Source organism: Streptomyces mesophilus, assembly GCF_040300965.1.
GTDB classification, from domain to species: domain Bacteria; phylum Actinomycetota; class Actinomycetes; order Streptomycetales; family Streptomycetaceae; genus Streptomyces; species Streptomyces mesophilus_A.
In genome coordinates this window covers 24,270-40,745 of the sequence record NZ_JBEPEW010000072.1, presented here as the reverse complement: position 1 = coordinate 40,745, position 16,476 = coordinate 24,270, and the positions used below count along the sequence as shown (strand labels likewise).

At 68.0% G+C, this 16,476-nt stretch carries 15 protein-coding genes and 1 pseudogene; 8 read left to right on the top strand and 8 right to left on the bottom strand.

The genetic code is table 11. The features are described from left to right. Positions 1-604: alpha/beta hydrolase (locus ABT367_RS23925; protein ID WP_352255131.1), on the top strand; the 604-nt coding region annotated here is incomplete at its 5' end. A gap of 69 nt (positions 605-673) precedes the next feature. On the opposite strand, the gene ABT367_RS23920 is transcribed toward ABT367_RS23925, so the two are convergent. Then, positions 674-1,960, bottom strand: a complete 1,287-nt coding sequence (locus tag ABT367_RS23920) for a hypothetical protein (protein WP_352255130.1) — start codon at positions 1,958-1,960, stop codon at positions 674-676. Positions 1,961-2,155: 195 nt separating this feature from the next. Between ABT367_RS23920 and ABT367_RS23915 the strand changes: the two genes are divergently transcribed. Then, entirely contained in the window at positions 2,156-2,302 is a 147-nt protein-coding gene (locus tag ABT367_RS23915; RefSeq protein ID WP_352255129.1) for a hypothetical protein, read from the top strand. Between the two features lie 24 nt (positions 2,303-2,326). On the opposite strand, the gene ABT367_RS23910 is transcribed toward ABT367_RS23915, so the two are convergent. Beyond that, entirely contained in the window at positions 2,327-2,860 is a 534-nt protein-coding gene (locus ABT367_RS23910) for a DUF7822 domain-containing protein (protein ID WP_352255128.1), read from the bottom strand. A 564-nt stretch (positions 2,861-3,424) separates the two neighbouring features. Here ABT367_RS23910 and ABT367_RS23905 point away from each other — a divergent pair. Next, entirely contained in the window at positions 3,425-4,030 is a 606-nt protein-coding gene (locus ABT367_RS23905; protein ID WP_352255127.1) for a dihydrofolate reductase family protein, read from the top strand. Positions 4,031-4,228: 198 nt separating this feature from the next. Here the strand turns inward: ABT367_RS23905 and ABT367_RS23900 are convergent, their stop codons facing one another. Further along, positions 4,229-4,699, bottom strand: coding sequence for a hypothetical protein (locus ABT367_RS23900; RefSeq protein WP_352255126.1), 471 nt, complete (start codon positions 4,697-4,699; stop codon positions 4,229-4,231). Positions 4,700-5,016: 317 nt separating this feature from the next. Next, a complete protein-coding gene (locus ABT367_RS23895) occupies positions 5,017-5,469 on the bottom strand; it encodes a hypothetical protein (protein WP_352255125.1) in 453 nt (150 codons plus the stop codon). A gap of 482 nt (positions 5,470-5,951) precedes the next feature. Here ABT367_RS23895 and ABT367_RS23890 point away from each other — a divergent pair, with 482 nt between their 5' ends. Together ABT367_RS23890 and ABT367_RS23885 are read left to right on the top strand one after the other, a co-directional pair. Continuing rightward, complete coding sequence (locus ABT367_RS23890) at positions 5,952-6,380, top strand: hypothetical protein (RefSeq protein ID WP_352255124.1); 429 nt, start codon at positions 5,952-5,954, stop codon at positions 6,378-6,380. An 81-nt stretch (positions 6,381-6,461) separates the two neighbouring features. Further along, positions 6,462-7,130, top strand: coding sequence for a class I SAM-dependent methyltransferase (locus tag ABT367_RS23885; protein WP_352255123.1), 669 nt, complete (start codon positions 6,462-6,464; stop codon positions 7,128-7,130). Between the two features lie 163 nt (positions 7,131-7,293). On the opposite strand, the pseudogene ABT367_RS41475 reads toward ABT367_RS23885, so the two are convergent. Together ABT367_RS41475 and ABT367_RS23875 are read right to left on the bottom strand one after the other, a co-directional pair. Beyond that, positions 7,294-7,537, bottom strand: a pseudogene (locus ABT367_RS41475) (hypothetical protein); the annotation flags it as partial. Positions 7,538-8,125: 588 nt separating this feature from the next. Continuing rightward, the gene (locus ABT367_RS23875) at positions 8,126-9,550 is read right to left on the bottom strand and encodes a PLP-dependent aminotransferase family protein (protein WP_352255122.1); all 1,425 of its coding nucleotides are present in this window, start codon (positions 9,548-9,550) and stop codon (positions 8,126-8,128) included. 153 nt (positions 9,551-9,703) lie between these two features. Between ABT367_RS23875 and ABT367_RS23870 the strand changes: the two genes are divergently transcribed. Both ABT367_RS23870 and ABT367_RS23865 read left to right on the top strand, forming a co-directional pair. After that, positions 9,704-10,540, top strand: a complete 837-nt coding sequence (locus tag ABT367_RS23870) for a DMT family transporter (protein ID WP_352255121.1) — start codon at positions 9,704-9,706, stop codon at positions 10,538-10,540. A 22-nt stretch (positions 10,541-10,562) separates the two neighbouring features. Further along, positions 10,563-11,150, top strand: a complete 588-nt coding sequence (locus ABT367_RS23865) for a dihydrofolate reductase family protein (protein ID WP_352255120.1) — start codon at positions 10,563-10,565, stop codon at positions 11,148-11,150. Positions 11,151-11,303: 153 nt separating this feature from the next. On the opposite strand, the gene ABT367_RS23860 is transcribed toward ABT367_RS23865, so the two are convergent. After that, complete coding sequence (locus ABT367_RS23860; protein WP_352255119.1) at positions 11,304-11,933, bottom strand: hypothetical protein; 630 nt, start codon at positions 11,931-11,933, stop codon at positions 11,304-11,306. A 1,165-nt stretch (positions 11,934-13,098) separates the two neighbouring features. On the opposite strand from ABT367_RS23860, the gene ABT367_RS23855 reads away from it, so the two are divergent. Continuing rightward, a complete protein-coding gene (locus ABT367_RS23855) occupies positions 13,099-13,482 on the top strand; it encodes a barstar family protein (protein WP_352255118.1) in 384 nt (127 codons plus the stop codon). A gap of 801 nt (positions 13,483-14,283) precedes the next feature. Here the strand turns inward: ABT367_RS23855 and ABT367_RS23850 are convergent. Then, positions 14,284-16,410 carry a glycoside hydrolase family 6 protein gene (locus tag ABT367_RS23850; protein ID WP_434975520.1) on the bottom strand — a complete coding sequence of 709 codons (2,127 nt, stop codon included), beginning with the start codon at positions 16,408-16,410 and terminating at the stop codon, positions 14,284-14,286. Positions 16,411-16,476: the final 66 nt, after the last annotated feature.

Here is a 16,476-nt window from a genome sequence, read left to right as displayed (position 1 = left end):
GGCCGCCGCCGGCGCCCGGGCGCTGTGGCCCACACTCACCGCGGGGCTGCTCGCCGCCCAGCAAGGCAACGGCACACTCCTGCACTTCGTGGTCTCGAAGGTCACGGTCGCACCGTTCGGTGGTCCCTACGCGACGCTCCAGGAGCAGCACACCGCGGTGCGGTGCGCCGACTGGCCGGAACTGACCAACCTGGCGGAACACCGTGCCGCAGCGAAGAAGATCGCCGCACGCGGCGAGCGTCTGGGCAGCCGCGCGGCCTACAGCGCGCTCAACTGCGCGCGGTGGCCCGCCCAGAACAAGGACCGCTTCACCAAGGAGCTCACCGGCGCCGGCGCCCCGCCGATCCTGGTGGTGGGCGGCCGCGTGGACAACGTATCCCCGTACCACTGGGCCCTGACCATGACGAAGCGCCTCGAGGACGCAGTCCTGCTCACCCGCGAGGGCGTCGGTCACACCTCGTACCGTACGAGCGGCCGGTGCATCGACGACGCGGTGGACGCGGCGCTGATCGACGGGGACCTCCCCACCGAGGGCACGGTCTGTGACGCCGTGCCCCCGGGCACGACCCGGCCGCCTGCGCCCCAAGCAGGGACAGCCGAGTAGGCGCTGGGCCTGTGTGCTTCGGGCAGGAACACGCGACAAGCTGCGCGAGCCGCCGGCGTGCGGAAGCCATCAGCCGTTCTGCGCGCGCACCTTGTTCATCGCGGCTTGGATCTGCAGCCAGGTCGGGTCCGCGCCCGAGGCTTCGGTCACGGTGTCCAGGTCCTCCTGCTCCCATGACCGTTCACCGTCGGTCAAGGACAGTTGCGACTCAAGGTCCGTGCTGTCGTCGGAGACCTCGGAGGTGGAGTCCACGAAGGTACACACGGCCCCGGCCATCGTCTCCAGGTCGCCGGGGCGCGGGACAGCGGACACGGAAAGGAGCAGGACCTCGCCGGCTCCGGTGGCCGCCACGAGCTGTCCCGTCGCCAGCGTGCTCACAGCCGTCACCGGTGAGCCGGCCAGCTGGTGATGCGGTGTGACGCGGTCGTCATCGAGGTCGAGTTCGAACAGGGTGCCGTCCGGCCCGCCGATCCACAGCACACCCGGCCGGGCGTCGAAGGCGATGTTGTGCCGGGACCAGTCCGGCTCGTCCACGGACTGCCCCGCAGTCGCAGGCGGCCCGGACTCGCTCTTGTCCTCTGCGTCGAGGGTCGTAAAGAGCGTCAGCCGCAGCGAGGGGAACGCGTAGACCGCCAGGGTCTCCGCGTAGGCGTTGCCGCGGATCGCGAAGTGACGGCCGTCCGAGCTGAACACCGGGGCCTCGTAACCGTCGACATCGATGATCAGCGCACGCCGCAGGAACCGGAGCGGGCCCGACGTGTCATCTGTGCGGGCGAACAGCATGAGGGTGGCGCCCTGGTCGCTGTTGTACGTAGTGACCAGACCGCCCGCCGGATGCTCCACGATCCCGGTGTCCCAGCCCCGGCCCGAAGTGACCTCTCCGCTCAGCAGATCGATCGTGTCACTGCGGTCCCACATGCCACTGTCGTCGTGGGCCGGCCAAGCCCACAGGGCGTTGCCGTCCGGACTGAAGGCCACGTGCTGGTAGTCGGCGACGGGAACGTGGACCATCGCGAGGTCCTCCTCCCCGCCGTACGCTCGGGGCGCGCCGTCGGCAGGAGGCTGCCTCCAGTGCAGTACCCGACCGTCGTGGGCCACCGCGAGCGCGGGTTCTGCCGGATGCCAAGCGACTGAAGGTGTCGCCCGGTCCCAGCTCCCTACGTCCCCGTACGGATCCAGCTGAGCTCCGATCGTGGCCAGAAGATCCAGCCGCCCCGCCGAGCAGTCCCAGATGTGCACGGCCGGACGCTCCGCATCAAGGCCCGCCACCAGAGGCAGCCGTGGGTGGCACACCAGTCGCTCCACCCGCGATTCGCCGTCCACACCCAGCCGCGCCACGATCACTATGTCGGTCATGCCGGCACCCTACGAGGCGCCGCTGACAGCCACGGGTGCCGGCGAGCGCCAGCGTCCTGGGGGGGGGCGGCGGACCGTACCGGTCATGGGTACGGACACCGGGTGCGGCCCAGGTCAGCCGCCGCCGTAGACTCCCCCAGGTCCGTCGCTCAGGGCGCCGGCCACCAGCACGTGAACCAAGGAATGGAAACCGCAGTGAACGCCAGCACCGATGCGCCGATCTACGAGGAACTCGTCAAGGAGCTCGGAGACGTCCCCGGCGAGGTACGGTCGGCCGCCGAGAAGGAGCTCAACAGGCTTCAGAACGTCTTCGGCCTCGAGCGCCCCCGCAGGACGCAGTAGCGCTCCTCTCCCCCATGACCCCCGTCAGGCGGGGAAGGAGAAGTAGAGCGCGTCGCTGTAGAAGGACGCGAAATGCTGCTGCCAGTCGGTGCGAATCGACGCCAGCCAGTCGTCGTTCTCCCCGGCGATCGCCGCCTCGGCCTGGGCCACGGCATCGGGAATGTCCTCGGACACCAGTCGCCGCACACTCGCTGCCGGATCGTCTCCCGTCATCGAGACGATCTCCCCGGTCTCCAGGACGAAGTACTTCGCCGCCTGCTTCTCGAGGTGGGCTGTGGTCCGCGCGACGCAGTCCCCGAACTCGGCGTCGTCCCCCAGGCCCTTGCCGACCGTGCCCAGGAGGTCACGGAGCAAGGACGCCCCGCCGGCGTAGTCCGCGGCGATGCCGATCGGAGGGTTCCAAATCATGGACGGGACGATCGTCGTTCCGCGCCCCACCAGGAGCTTGTGCGCGAGCGGAATATCCCAATTGTGCTCGGATATGCAGCGGATTTGCTGAGGGATCTCTGCCTCGTTCGGCATCGAGTCGGCGGCGTAGAGATACGAACGATTAGCCATGGCGGCGACGCTAACACCGGGCACTGACAGGGTCGCCACCAGCCGTCCTGCGGGCGCCGGACCGCAGCAATCCTCAAGACCTGCGAGCTGATGCTCGGCCAGGGGGCGGGTTGGTGCCCCGCAGGACGTCCCCTCGCTCGAGATGCAGATCGTCCGCGCCTGCGCCGGTAAATACGAGACGGGCACCGTGAGGCGGGTCCACCTCGTCGACTGGCACCTGGGGATACCGGCGGATCTCTGCCAGTACCAAATCGACGACTCGTCCGCCCGGGCTGGTGCAGCGGAAGTGCGCGCCCAGGCGTGTGGTCGCCAGGCATCGCACGACGACAGCCACAAGAGCGCTGCCAGCGGCATCCACCTGCACGATCTGGACCTCGGGGCCGGGTGCCTGCGCTGGAGTCGTCGTCACGTCGCCATGCTCTCAGGACTTTCGACGAGATGGCCGGGCGCTTTGTGCAGAGCAGCCACTCGAACCCGTCTCCGCTCGTCACTCCACAGCGCGGCCGATGAGTTTGTGGCTCCCGGGCGGTCCAAGCTTGTAACACCGAAGGAAAGGACCCCGCCATGTCGGAGCTTCTCGTCGACTTCATCACCTCCCTCGACGGCCACGCATCTGGAGAAGGATGGCCCGGATTCTGGGGCCTCGAGGGCCCGGAATACCTCGCGTGGCTCGGCGAGCAGCCCAAGGCCACCTACTTGATGGGAGCGAACACGTACCGCCTGATGTCGGGCTTCGCCGCAGGCGAGGTCCCGAGCGGCCAGGACGAGTTCCGGCCCGAAGAAGAGGCATCCGTCGACGAACTCACGCAAGCGTCCAAGGTGGTGTTCTCCTCCTCGCTCAAGGACCCGCTGACGTGGGCCAACGCCACACTCATCCGCGACGACGCCGTCGAGACGGTCCGCGCCATGAAGGCGAACGGCTCAGGACTCCTCAGCACGATCGGCAGCCTCAGCCTGAGCCGGTCCCTGCTTCGAGCCGGGCTCGTCGACCGCTTCCGGGTCGTCATGTTCCCGGTGATCACCGGAGCCACCGGCGAAGAACGCATCTACGACGGCTACCCGGACGTCGCCCTCGAAATGACCGACCACCGCACCTTCGACGGCCGCATCCAACTGGTCGAGTACAAGCCCCGGGTGCTCGAACACCCGCCGCTGCACGTGCCCGCGTGACGTCAACCCGACCGCTCTGAGTCAGGACGACTGCGAGGCGTCCGGCACCCAGAAGGCAACAGTCCGTTGTGGCTACCGAATTCAGCCATGGAAGACCCATGGCGTACGAGTTCTGCCAGCGGATGGTGGGAGGCTGCGGCATCCGGGCTGGGGCCGCGCCCCAGCCCGCCCAGTCGGCGGTTCCGATGGTCTTCGCCGCTACGATTTCCCGTCAACGTCCCGCGTGCAGGTGGACATCTCAGCGCAGAGACTGAATCGCACACGCCTCCCCTCGGCGATGTCCCCGGAGCCGTCTGGAGTACCGAGCTGATACACCTTGAGCCCCGTATTCTCCAGGTAATCCCAATCCACCACTTGCCCGTCACTGCCGGTGACCGTGAGACGAATACGCGCTTCTCGGTTGTCCGCATAATTGTCGTGCACCGCTAGCCGCTCACCGTCTGCCCAGAACTGCGCCCGGTAGTGGTAATCCAGGTAGTCACTCCCGCAGATGTAGAGGTATGCAGCTGCGTTGCGCCCGCCGGAGTCAGTAGAGCTTGGCCACGACTTGGTGTGCGTGCAGTAGTCGATGGCTGCACCTGCCGCCGGAGCAGTGATCAACCCCGCTCCGAGTACAGCAACCGTGGCCGTTGCGACGGCGACGACCTCGCGTAGCGAACGCCGGAACATAACTCGCCTCCCCGTGCGCCGTTCTGAGGCGGCACCTCCCCGCGCGCCCAGCGATTCCAGGCACCATTCCAACGAACTTAGGTGGCTTTGCGGACTGGTCAACCTGAGAAGTCTCAGTACGCCCCATGCATACGTGCGCCGACGCGCCCCTCGTCTCTGCAGCGGGCAGAGAGGGATGCGTTCCACCGCGGCGGGATTGGCCAGCAGTCCAACAGCTGCTCTCTCCTCGCACGCGAGGCGAGGTACCGCACAGAGTTGTAAGGCACGATCAGGAACCCGTTGCTCTCACGGACCGGCATGTCGCCGCAGAGCCGAGGTCAGTAAAACCAGGTAACGACTCGCACATGGTCCGCTCCGTGCAGGTCGCTGAGTGTCCGCATCACATTCCAGACCGGCCCCCAGCCGCTTTCATCTCCAGCGACCGATACTCGAGTTCGAGTGCCGGAGTCGTCCGTCTCCTGCCAGTCGGCAGCCGCAAGCTCGGCCCACGTGATCCACGTCGTGCCATAGGTGTCAGGAGAACCGCCGTAGCCGGCGCATTCGGTCTGGAGCCCGTCGGAGGCGTCCGTCGGGAGGCCGCGACCTTCGGCCAGGGGGCGGAAGCCCAGGTAGTTGCGGATACCGAAGAGGCAGGCGAGAGCGTCGTAGGCGTTGCCGGTGTCGAGGAAGAAGAGGTCGATAGCGGCGTGCCAGACGGAGTCCTCGTCGTCAGGGCCCCACAGGCGGGCACCTGGCCGACACTCGATCATTCCGCTGACCTCGGTAGACATGGGGGCATGTTGCCCGCACGGGCCGTGAGTCGGCATCTGAATATTCTCCGGTGCACCCAAGGTGGACCCGCAGGTGCCGACTGCCCGCGGCCTCGAGCAGTTCAAGCCGCTCTGGATCAACTCGCAGTTCGGCTGATCATCACAGCCGACATGATCGAGATACACCGTCAGATGGCTGGAAGGAGGACGAAGAGGAGGTACCCCAGCCTCAGATACGGCGCCCTTCTGGTGGCGTACGCGCCGTTTGTGAGAGTCGCGCCGGCGCCGGAGAGTTCGAAGCCAGACAAACCTCTCGACGCACCTCGGTCGCCCTCTACTGACCCAGACCGTCGCCTATCGAATACGCAGGCGTCGCGGAACAGTTGGCGAGGGACGCGGATCACGGCGTCTGGCATGATCATGCCGACCGGCTGGGCCGCCCATCCTCATGCGTCCGGCCCACCGGCCGATCCGGATCGCCTCCACTCGAAAGGTTCCGCTTCATGCGCATGAAGAGACTGCTCACAGCCGGCGCGGCGGCGCTCCTCGCCACCGTCGGAACCCTTGTCGTGGGCTCCCCCGCTCAGGCCGTCGACTGCGACCACGTCTGGTACACCGACGAGTCCGACTCGATAGGCTCGGTCGACCAGGGTGGACGTCTGTGCTTCGCCGAGCACGGCGACTACGTTTTCCTGACCGACTACGACGCCGACGGCTACAGCGTCGTCCTGGCCGTCTTCATGGATGGCACCGGTCAGCTCCTGTACACGCTCAAGGCATCGGGTGCCGGCGACGTGCAGACTGCCAACGCCGGCGACGGGATCGCCTACCACAACCTGCCTGAGGTGAACGTCAGGTTCCGGATGTACCTGACCAAGTCCGGTTCGGGCCAAGTCGGCCTCGTCTCGCACGTCGTGAACAACGACCACTGAATGACGGGGCGGCCGCCGTAAGACCGGCCGCCCCAGATCGGCGCAGCCACAACGATCGGAGACCGCGAGGGGGAACATCGCATGGTGCGCCATGACGTCGAGGCCGAACGTGAGATGTGGGACCGGTATGCTGCGGCCCCCAAGAACGACACCCGCGTCGACAGCGAGCCGGTGTTCGAGTGGACGCAGTGGGGCTCTGCCCATGGGCCCGACATCGAACTGCTCGGCGAACCGGCGACGGTGCTCGACCTGGGGTCCGGGCCCGGGCGTGAAGCGGCCTACCTAGCCGCGCGCGGCATGGAGGTGACCGGGATCGACCTGTCGCCGGTAATGGTCGAGGCGGCGGCGAAACGCTGGGCTGGCACCGGGGAACTGCGGTTCGTGTGCGCCGAGGCGATCAGCTATTTATCGGCCGGCACCAAGCGGTGGGATGCGATCTATTCATCGTGGGGTGCGGTCTGGTTCACCGACCCCGAGGTTCTACTCCCGCTCATCGCCCGGCACTTGAGCCCGGGCGGCCGGTTCGTTGCCGCCCATGCTCCGGCGATCCCCGGCGCGTACGGGCCGCAGGGGATGTACGGCGACGGGTTCAAAGGGCGGGCGCACTTCCACTACCGCTACGCGTACACCCCGCGGCGGTGGCTGAGCCTGATGGGGCGTGCCGGTCTCGTCGACCCCGCCGCTGAAGTCGTACCGGCGCCGGTCGCAGGGGACGTGGGCACGCTCCTTCTGACCGCCCAGGGCGCGTGATTCACGGCGCGCGGCGCTGTGCCGAGGGCGCGCTGGATGCGGATGGTGTCGACGGATTCGGCGAGCAGCTCGAACTCGGTCGTGGCGTCGCGGGCGATGAAGCGCAACAGCTGTCCGTACTCCAGAGTGCGGCCGGCCTGGGCCTGTTCGGCCGCGTTGTCGCGCCAGGCTCGCAGTTGACCAGGAACGTCGGGGGCATCTCGCGGGAGCGGGATCAGGGCGCCCGCCGGGATGCCCGCGGCATCCGGGGTGGGATCGAGGCGTTCGGCGATCCAGGTGGCGCGCTCGCGCAGCCACCACAGCGCCAGGGGCAGGCTCGGAGCGCGGTAGGTGCCCAGCGGTACGCCGACCAACTGCCCGGCACAGACGCCGTAGCCGGTTACTTCGCAGAGAAATTCCTCGTGCACGTCGCCCCCATCTGCGGTCTGTCCGCACAGGTCGGCGCGGTGACGAGGGATCGCGCGCGAGAGTACGGACGGAACCGGATCGCTGGTGCCCTGGCTGCGGCAGGACACATCGTGTGCACGTCGAGGTTGGGCCGCCTCGGCGCTCAGGTCTGGTCGAGCCTGTGAGCATGACGGTCACGCCGATCGGCACCTCGATCGCGTACGGCTATTGTTCCCTCACAACCCGTGATCGTTGGCATATGCCGGGGAGTTATGGCTGGATCCGCGCTCTGCTTCACCTGCCGCACCGGCAACACCCGCTTGGAGCATGCGAGTTACGGAGCACCAAACCCAACTCCCGCCGCACCGGACATTCGACGTGGCCGAAATACCCCCTGAGCGACTGGGAAGCACCGACGAAAAGGTGCCTCCTGCAGTGACGGAAGTCGCGGTGAGGCGCACCCTTTCGCGTTGGTGAGTCGCGTTTCTGTCGGTCATCGCGGATCCGGGCAGGACCGAGCCGCGTCTGCAGTGATCTGTTCAGCTGGCAGGAGCCGCGATGCGTCCGGTGGGGGTCCTGGTGCCAGGGCGATCGACCTGTACCCGGCCTCAGGTGTTCAGCGCTGCCGCGAGGATTCGTACGCCGTGGCTGATCCCGGACTCGTTGACGTTGCCGAAGCCGAGTACCAGGGCAGGGCTGAACGCGGTCGGATCGGTCGCGCCGGCGGTGCGGTAGCGATCTAGACCGTAGACCTGGACGCCCTGGGCGGCGATGCGGTCCACAATGTCGGTCTCGGTCAGCTCCGGGGGGAGCCGCAGGAGGGCGTGGCAGCCTGCGTCCAGGCCGTCGAGCCGACTGCCGGGGGCGTGCTCGGCAAGTTCGGTGACCAGGGTTTGGCGGCGGGCGTGGTAGATGTCCCGCATCCTGCGCAGGTGCCGGTCGAAACGTCCGGACTCGATCAGCAGCGCCAGTGCGCTCTGGTCGAGTGCGGGTACTCCGCGGCTGGTCAGGTGCTTCTCCCGCACCAAGGGCTCGAGAAGTCGTGGCGGGACCAGCAGCCAGCCGATCCGGATGCCTGGCGCCAGCGTCTTGCTCACCGAACCGAGCGCGATGACCCGGTCCGGTGCCAGCCCTTGCAGCGAACCGACCGGCTGACGGTCGTAGCGGAACTCGGCGTCGTAGTCGTCTTCGAGAACGAGTCCGTCGACCTCCTCGGCCCAGGCGATCAGGTCGCGGCGGCGCTGTGCGCTCAGGACGACTCCGGCCGGGCATTGATGAGCCGGTGCGACCAGGACGGCACGGGTTCCGGAGGCGGCCAGCGCCGCCACGTTCACACCCTCCTCGTCGACGGGTACCGCGATCGGCGACAGGCCGGCCCGGGCAGCGAGTTCGTCGTGCTCACGGGGTCCAGGGTCTTCCAGAGCGACGGTGTCGTGGCCGGCGTGCGCGAGCGCACCGAAGACCAGGTTGAGCCCGTGCCGGAAGCCATTCACGATGATCGTGTCCTCGGCTTCGGCGGTACCCGCCCGGACGCGCCGGTGGTACCCCGCAAGGACACTGCGGAGGTGTCCGCAGCCCGAGCCCGTTTCATCGCCCATGGCAGCAGACCCCGCCCCTCGTGCGGCCTGGGTGAGCGCCCACAGCCAGTCCTGCATCGGGAACGAGGCGAGGTCCGGGATCCCGTACTCGAAGTCGACCTCGATCGGCGCCGGTCGGGTGCTCTCGACCCGTTCCGGTCGCCGCGGCGCTTCGCGTGCGGCCATGCTCGGAGCGACCCGCGTTCCGGATCCGGTCGCGCTGATCAGGTAGCCCTCCGCGGCCAGTTGGGCGTAGGACTCCACAACCAGACCACGGGACACCTGAAGTTGGTCGGCGAGGGACCGGCTGGACGGCAGACGTTCCCCCTCGGAGAGCCGGCCGGTCCGGATCCAGCCGCGCAGCTCGCGCTGGAGCTGCTGTCCAATCGGTTCGCGACTCGACCGGTCCAGGCCGATGAGCAGCTCCGGACCAAGCCCGACCCAGCGCACTGCCATCAACGCCACCCCAAGTGGTCCACTCGACAGCCTTCCAATTGGTACTACAGGTAAGACCATTCTTGGTCGAGAATCGAGGTCCTGGCAACAACAACAGCAGGAGGGACCGATGATGACCTCGACATTCATCGCTCACGATGGCGGTGGGCTCCGATGACCATCGGCATTCTGCTGGCGTTGCTGGCCGCCGTCGGGTACGGCACCTCCGACTTCATCGGCGGCTTCGGATCCGGGCGGGTCTCGGCCTGGGCGGTCGCGTTCACCGGGCAGCTGGCCGGTGCGGGAGCGATCGTCGGCGTCAGCTTGGTGATGCCCGGCACCCCGTCGCTACGGGACTTCGGCTGGGCAGCGCTGGCCGGTCTCGGCGGCGCGATCGGGTCGGCCTTCCTCTATCGCGGTCTCGCCTCCGGCCGCATGGGGATCGCGGCACCGGTCTCGGCCGTCGGCGCCGCGATCCTGCCCGTCCTGGTCGGCACCGCCCTCGGCGAGCGGCCGACCTCGCTGGTCTGGCTCGGCGTGCTCGTCGCGTTGCCGGCGATCTGGCTGGTGGCTCGCGAGAGTGGCGGAGACCCGGCCGGTCGCCGGCCGGCGATGATCGACGGCGGAATCGCCGGGCTGGGCTTCGGCTGCCTGTTCGTCGCCACCGCTCAGATTCCGTCCTCCGCCGGCGTGCTGCCGCTGGCCGCCAGCCAGTTGATCGGTGCTGTCGTGATCGCCGTGATCGCCACGGCACTCCGCAAGCCCTGGCGTTCCAGTGTCAGGCACCATCACTGGGGCATCGCCGCCGGCGCCCTCGGCGCGGTCGGCACCTGTCTCTACCTCGCCGCCACCCAGGCCGCCGACCTCGGCGTGACCGCGGTCCTCACCTCGCTCTACCCGGCGATCACAGTGGTGCTGGCCGTCGCGGTCCTGAAGGAACGTATCCGCCCCACCCAGCGCGTCGGCCTCGCCGCTTGCGGAGCCGCCGTCGTCCTCGTCGCCATCGGATGAAACCGACCAAGGAGAGACTGACATGACGTACGAGCTGCCCGACCCCGCCCCTCAGACCGCCGCAGGCAAGGTCCTCTGGCACTTCACGATGTCGCTCGACGGCTACGTCGCCGGCCCGAACCACTCCATGGACTGGATGACCGGGATCGTCAACCCCCGGGCCGACATCATCCAGGAGTACATCGAGACCACCGGTGCCATCCTCGGCGGCCGGGACGGCTTCGACGCCTTCCCCGACGCCGACTCCACCTACGACGGCACGTGGAAAGGCACCGTATTCATCCTCACCCACCACCCCGAGGACGCCCCGCCCACCCCGAGCACGACGTTCCTGAACTGCGGCGTGGCCGAAGCGATCCGGATCGGCCTCGAATCCGCCGACGGCAAGAACCTGGAGATCCTCTCCGCCTCGATCGGCCGGCAGGCCCTCGAACTCGGTCTGATCGACGAGATCGACCTGCACATCGCCCCCGTCCTCCTCGGTGACGGAATCCGTCTGTTCGACAACCCGGGTGGCTCCCCAGTCAAACTCCAGCTGCTCAATGGCGACATCCCCGCAGCCGAGATCAACGTCAGGTACCGGCCGGTCGCGAACAACCAGCAGCCATAGGCACAGCCAGACTGCTCACAGCCCGACTCCACGGCACAAGCACGCCGAGGAGGTGGGAAACGATCTCCATCAACGCAGGATCGCCAAGGTGACGCACCTCCCTTACCGCTGGTCGGCGAGTTCCGTCGGTGTCCCACTGGGTCGAGCCTGATCTCAGTGCGGCGCCAACTCCTCGTCCGACCACAGTGACGCGCCGGCATGGCCCAGCAGCAGCTTGGGGTAGTAGGTCCAGGCGAACCATGGTGCGGTCCGTGACGGGCCGAGCAGGCCGTCCAGTACGAGCCCGCCCGCCGTCAGGGCCACTCCGAGCGTTCGCCGCCGTGCCGGGGCGCGACGGATCGCGACCGTCGCGGCCACCATGTACGCGTACTGGCTCGCGGCCCACACGGCAGGGTGGACGCGGCGGCTCGCGGCCCACACGGCAGGCTGGACACGGCGGGTCGCGCTCCCGCCCGGCAATCCCGCATCCAACCGCGCCACCACCGCGGGGTGGACGTGCAGCGCGGCGAATGAGTAGTGCGCGGCGTTCCCCTGGCCCCGGCGTTCGTACCAACGGGCGCACGCCCGCGTGTTGTTGACGTACACGCCGCCTGCGAGGTCCACCGCAAGCAGACACGCGATGGCCGCGCTCCCTGCGCCGGCCCCACGTGCCCTGGCCACAGTCGGCGCCGCGACCGCACCTGCCACGGTCGTCACAGCCGTCAGCACATGGTTCGCCCGCGTGGCCTCCGGGCCCACGAACTCACCCCACGCCCGGCGCAGCGCCGCCCTCGCCTCCGTCAACGATCCTCCCGAGTTGTGATGTGGTCTGCGTCCCGTCTCAGCATCTCCAGATCCTTGTCCCCGTGACGTACCTCCACTTACGTGGCTTCGTTCACGGGTCGTGAATAGCGTTCGTCGTGTGGCTGTGATCCACGAACAGCCGTTACTCAGGCTTGACACCGCAGATCGCACACTTGCCCGCCTGAGCCCATCGGCGATGGTTGTACTCGTCCAGCGTCAGGCCGCAGCGGCAACGAAGGCTCCGCCCGTATACGTGATCGGTCCCCCTGCAGGTGTAGCGCTCCCGGTTCCGATCGCTGCTGCTTGTCTGCACTTCACTTTCATGGATGTGGGGGGTACGTGACTCGTCAAAGGGCCTCCGCGATGGATGAGATGGGGGCAGGGGTGGCGGCGGCGCCCGCGACTGCAGGGCAGATCGCCACGCGTCGCTAGGATCAGCGCTCTCAATGGGAGTGCGATGCGAACATCCGGTCGGGGCGACGACGGGCAGAAGTGCGCGCTGTCCTCGGACGAGGACGAAAGCGACTTCTGGGGCTTCGCTCAGGAAGCGGAGGGGTTGTTCACGTCCCTGCCGGATGAGGATGGAGCGCGACGAGTGCACCTGGCGGGTTGCCTCCCGCAGGGTGGCCTACTCAGGTGCGTTGACCACGTCGGCAGCCGTCGTGCAGCGGCGGGGAACGCCCGGATCGCGCTCCTCGACGGTGACGGTGCCACCATGGGGTCCTACTTCGTCAACGAGGTCACCGTCATCGACGTCGAGCCCTCCGCCAGTGGTGCCGGCCTCGTCGACCTCACGGTGACGCTCTGGTGCGAGGACGCCCTGCGCGGAGCGGAACCGACCGTGGGAGCTGGTCCGCACTGGTCACCTGAACCACACCGGAATGTGGCACGAACTCGCACCCGAGGACAGGCACGCGTGGCTGTCGGTGGCCCTGTGGTCCCGGGAGTACCAACGCCAGGGGAAGCCCGATGCGCCTGCAGGCCAGGTGTTCACATTGGATGGCCGACACATCGTCGTCCGCAGGAGTACGTCATTCGGACTCCTGCGGACGGCGACGTGTGGGATGCCGAGGTGGACAGTTGGTCGCTGGTCTCGCTGACCGAGGGTGAGGAGACGGGTTCAAAACGAACAGGCAGGCCGCCGGGTCGGACGTAGGCTGCGGCTGTGACGGTGAGATATGTGTTGGACGGAGGCCAGGTCAGGACCCTGGAGGACTTCTGGCGGATCGCCGGCGAGAGCATTGGCTGCGGCGGATACTTCGGTCGGAACCTCGATGCCTTCGCCGACTGCCTCCGCGGCGGCTTCGGGGCACCGGACGACGGCGACTTCATGATCGAGTGGCACAATCACGCGGCCTCCCGTCAGCATCTCGGATACCCCGAGACCGCCCGTCAGCTGGAGATACGACTCGCTCGGTGTCATCCGGCGAGCAGGACCCGCGTGAGCGCCGAGCTTGCAGAAGCTCGCGCTGGACGTGGCCCGACCGCCTTCGACTGGCTGGTCGAAATCATTGAAGGGGAACTTCCCGGGGGCCTGCTCCTTCGTTAGCCAGGTGGACCGGCACGATCCTCGAGACCGGCACCGAGTCCTACCGGCTCGCACAGACCAGGCCCAAGCAGCAGGAGCAGACGAAGAAGTAGCCCGAGGGCAGTCGGCCGATGGGATCTAATCCCTGCTGCCTCGGGCTTGGCGGTCCAGGAACTCGATCAGCCGTGTTTCCGAATGTGCAAGCCTCTCCCGTTGTTCGCGTGGAAGCGAGGCGAGGGCGTCGACCAAAGTCTGCTTTCGCGAAACGTGCACCATGTTGCCGGAGTAGATCCGACAACTGGAACACCATGCGAGTCCGACGCACCGCTCGAACATGGAAGACTCGGGCGGATGGAAGCGGTACTGGTATGAGCGGACTGGCGTTTCGCAGGCGGCGCAGATCCGTTGGTCCCCGTCGACGACCGTGCCCCAAGTCCCGACCTTGCGCCAAGGCTGCCGCCCGGCCGGTGCTCTTCAAGTCGTCATGCCTGACATTCTCTCCTGCGGCCAGGCTCAGCACAGCCATCCCGGCGAAGGTGGGGCCGCAGCAGACCGAAAGCCGTGGCCACCTCAAGCCGGAACCAGCCGTGACTCAACAGCTCGCCGGCATCCCCGAGGGATACCTCGCAGCCTGCCGCCAGTTGGACGCCTCGTCCCCGTCGGACGCCTCCGCGAGCCAGTCCACCTTTGCGTCAAATGTCGGCAGCTTTCGGCGAGTTGATGCGGAGGTAAGTGCAGAGGTAGGCGCGGAAGCAAGTCACGCGCCCCCGGCAGCGAACCACCGGGGGCGCGTCGCGCCGTACCTGAGTCAGGGGTTGTGGTTTACGGAGCGGTGCCCCACAGCAACTCGCCGCCGGAGTACACGCCGATCTTCGGTGCGTCCGTGTACGAGCTCGCGGTCCCGTGGCTGTAGTCGTCCGCCTCGTTGAGGTTCGACCAGTCACTGCGGTGCAGGCGCAGCTGAATGTCACCGGTCGAGGCGCCCGCGGCGAGTGTGCCACCGGTGACGTTGACCTTCAGATAGCGATTGGCCCCGGCCGTCGTGCCGTTCGTCGACACCGAGTGGGTCAGGTTCGCGCAGCCGATCTGCGCCCAGTCACACCACGTCGTGTACGACGAAGCAGAGTCGTCGAACCAGTAGCGGACCTCGACGCCCGTGAGGCTCTGCGAGGTGGAGCCGGTGTTGATCAGCTGCAGGCTCATGCGGATGGCGTTGTCCGCCGGGCTGGTGTCGCTGGTCTTGAACTGCACCTTCAGGTTGCCGGTGCCGCTCCCGCCGCCCGACGTCGTCGTACCGGCTACTTGGGCGGACTGGGCCGACGCGTTCCCGGCGGCGTCCCGCGCCCGGACCTTGTACTGGTAGGTGGTGGTGGCGGTCAGCCCGCTGTCGGTGTAGGTCGTGCCGCCGGTGGAGCCGACGAGCGTCCCGTTGCGGTACACGTCGTACGACGCGACGCCCACGTTGTCCGTCGAGGCGGTCCAGGACAGGGACACCGAGGACGAGGTGGTGCTCGTCGTCTTCAGCCCCGCCGGGACGCTCGGCGCCTCCGTGTCGTCGCCCGGGTCGCCGCCGCCGTCCAGCGGCGGGTAGGCGTTGGCAAGCAGCATCCGGAACTGTGCCGAGAACCAGTGGCCGGCCAGCGGGGCGTCCGCCATGGCGCCGGTCGGGTTGTTGCCGTTGCGGTCGTTGCCCCCGTACGTCGGGTCGCACATCCGGTCGAAGCCCTTGCCCTCGTCATTGTCGATGGGCTCGCTGTTGCCGTCCGACTCGCCCGGGGGCTTGGCCCACACGTACGCGTCGATGCCCGGCTCGGGCGCCGTCTTCGGGCGCTCGCCGACGCCGGCACCCTCCTGGTTGCACCAGTTGCCGGTGTGGATACGACGGTCGACGCGGCTGCCGTCGACGTAGGCGTCCACCGAAGTCAACGGGCCGGGGCCGGTGGGCCGGGCGGTGCCGCCCCAGCCGCTGCGGGCGGTGTCGATGAGCATGCCGATGTCGGAGTTGAAGCCGCCGCGGCTGACCAGGCGGTCGCGCAGCGCCTGGGCGAAGGACAGCTCGTCGACGTAGTAGTTCCAGTCGACCCACTTGGCCTGGCGCACGGTGGTGCCGTTCACGGAGTCGGTGACCTTGAAGTGCGGCTCCTTCACCGCGTTGTAGTTGGCGGTATTGACGATGAAGCCGTGCACGTCGTCGACCGTCGCGCCCTCGGTGGTGGCGGCCTTCTTGAACTGGTCCACCGCCGGGTCGAAGTTGCTGTCCCAGCCGAGCCAGCCGTGGTGGCCCGCGTCGATGTAGTTGTAGACGTTGGGGATGTCGCCGAGCTTGTTCAGCGCATAGCCGACGCCCTTCTCGTACGACCCCAGAGCCTTCACGTTCCGGCAGGCCTCGGTGGAGCCGGCCGCGCTGCCCGCGTTGGTCACCATGTTGGGCAGCGAGTCCGGCTCGATCAGCGCGGAGATCCGCAGCGAGGCGTACTTCGGGTCGGCGAGGATGGCCGCGATCGGGTCGATGTACTCGGTCTTGTACCGACCGAGCTCCTCCGCCTTCAGCTCGCCGTTGGAGGCGAGCGCCGCGCAGTCGCGGCCGGGCAGGTCGTAGATGACGACCTGGAAGAGCGTGGCGCCCTGCGTCAGCGCGTGGTCGAGGTGGGCACGCAGGCCGCGGCCGTTGGCGGTGCCGGTGATCGCGGCGATCCGGTCCATCCAGACGAAGCTGGGCTGGTCGGCGATGGCGGAGCCACCCGGCTCGGCCTTCGCCTTGGCCGACCAGTCGGGGTTGACGTAGGGCTTGGCGCCCACGTACGGGTTGTCGACGCGGGCCGCCGCGCCGGCCGAGGCCGGTGCTGTGGGCAGCGCGATGCTGAGCGCGGCGCCCATGGCGAGCGTCGACAGCAGCGCCGCGAACCTCCTGATGCGGCTCTTGCGTCTGAGGTGCGTGGTGGTGTTCATCGTGGTGTGGGGTTCCTCTCGGATAAGGGTGTGCGCAGGTGCGGCCCGGTGGCGGGAGGCAGCGGG

Bases quoted from the DNA above. Each gene is read 5' to 3' on its own strand.
- ABT367_RS23920 (WP_352255130.1), bottom strand. From the start codon at position 1,960: ATGACCGACATAGTGATCGTGGCGCGGCTGGGTGTGGACGGCGAATCG.
- ABT367_RS23910 (WP_352255128.1), bottom strand. From the start codon at position 2,860: ATGGCTAATCGTTCGTATCTCTACGCCGCCGACTCGATGCCGAACGAG.
- ABT367_RS23905 (WP_352255127.1), top strand. From the start codon at position 3,425: ATGTCGGAGCTTCTCGTCGACTTCATCACCTCCCTCGACGGCCACGCA.
- ABT367_RS23900 (WP_352255126.1), bottom strand. From the start codon at position 4,699: ATGTTCCGGCGTTCGCTACGCGAGGTCGTCGCCGTCGCAACGGCCACG.
- ABT367_RS23895 (WP_352255125.1), bottom strand. From the start codon at position 5,469: ATGTCTACCGAGGTCAGCGGAATGATCGAGTGTCGGCCAGGTGCCCGC.
- ABT367_RS23890 (WP_352255124.1), top strand. From the start codon at position 5,952: ATGCGCATGAAGAGACTGCTCACAGCCGGCGCGGCGGCGCTCCTCGCC.
- ABT367_RS23885 (WP_352255123.1), top strand. From the start codon at position 6,462: ATGGTGCGCCATGACGTCGAGGCCGAACGTGAGATGTGGGACCGGTAT.
- ABT367_RS23875 (WP_352255122.1), bottom strand. From the start codon at position 9,550: ATGGCAGTGCGCTGGGTCGGGCTTGGTCCGGAGCTGCTCATCGGCCTG.
- ABT367_RS23870 (WP_352255121.1), top strand. From the start codon at position 9,704: ATGACCATCGGCATTCTGCTGGCGTTGCTGGCCGCCGTCGGGTACGGC.
- ABT367_RS23865 (WP_352255120.1), top strand. From the start codon at position 10,563: ATGACGTACGAGCTGCCCGACCCCGCCCCTCAGACCGCCGCAGGCAAG.
- ABT367_RS23850 (WP_434975520.1), bottom strand. From the start codon at position 16,410: ATGAACACCACCACGCACCTCAGACGCAAGAGCCGCATCAGGAGGTTC.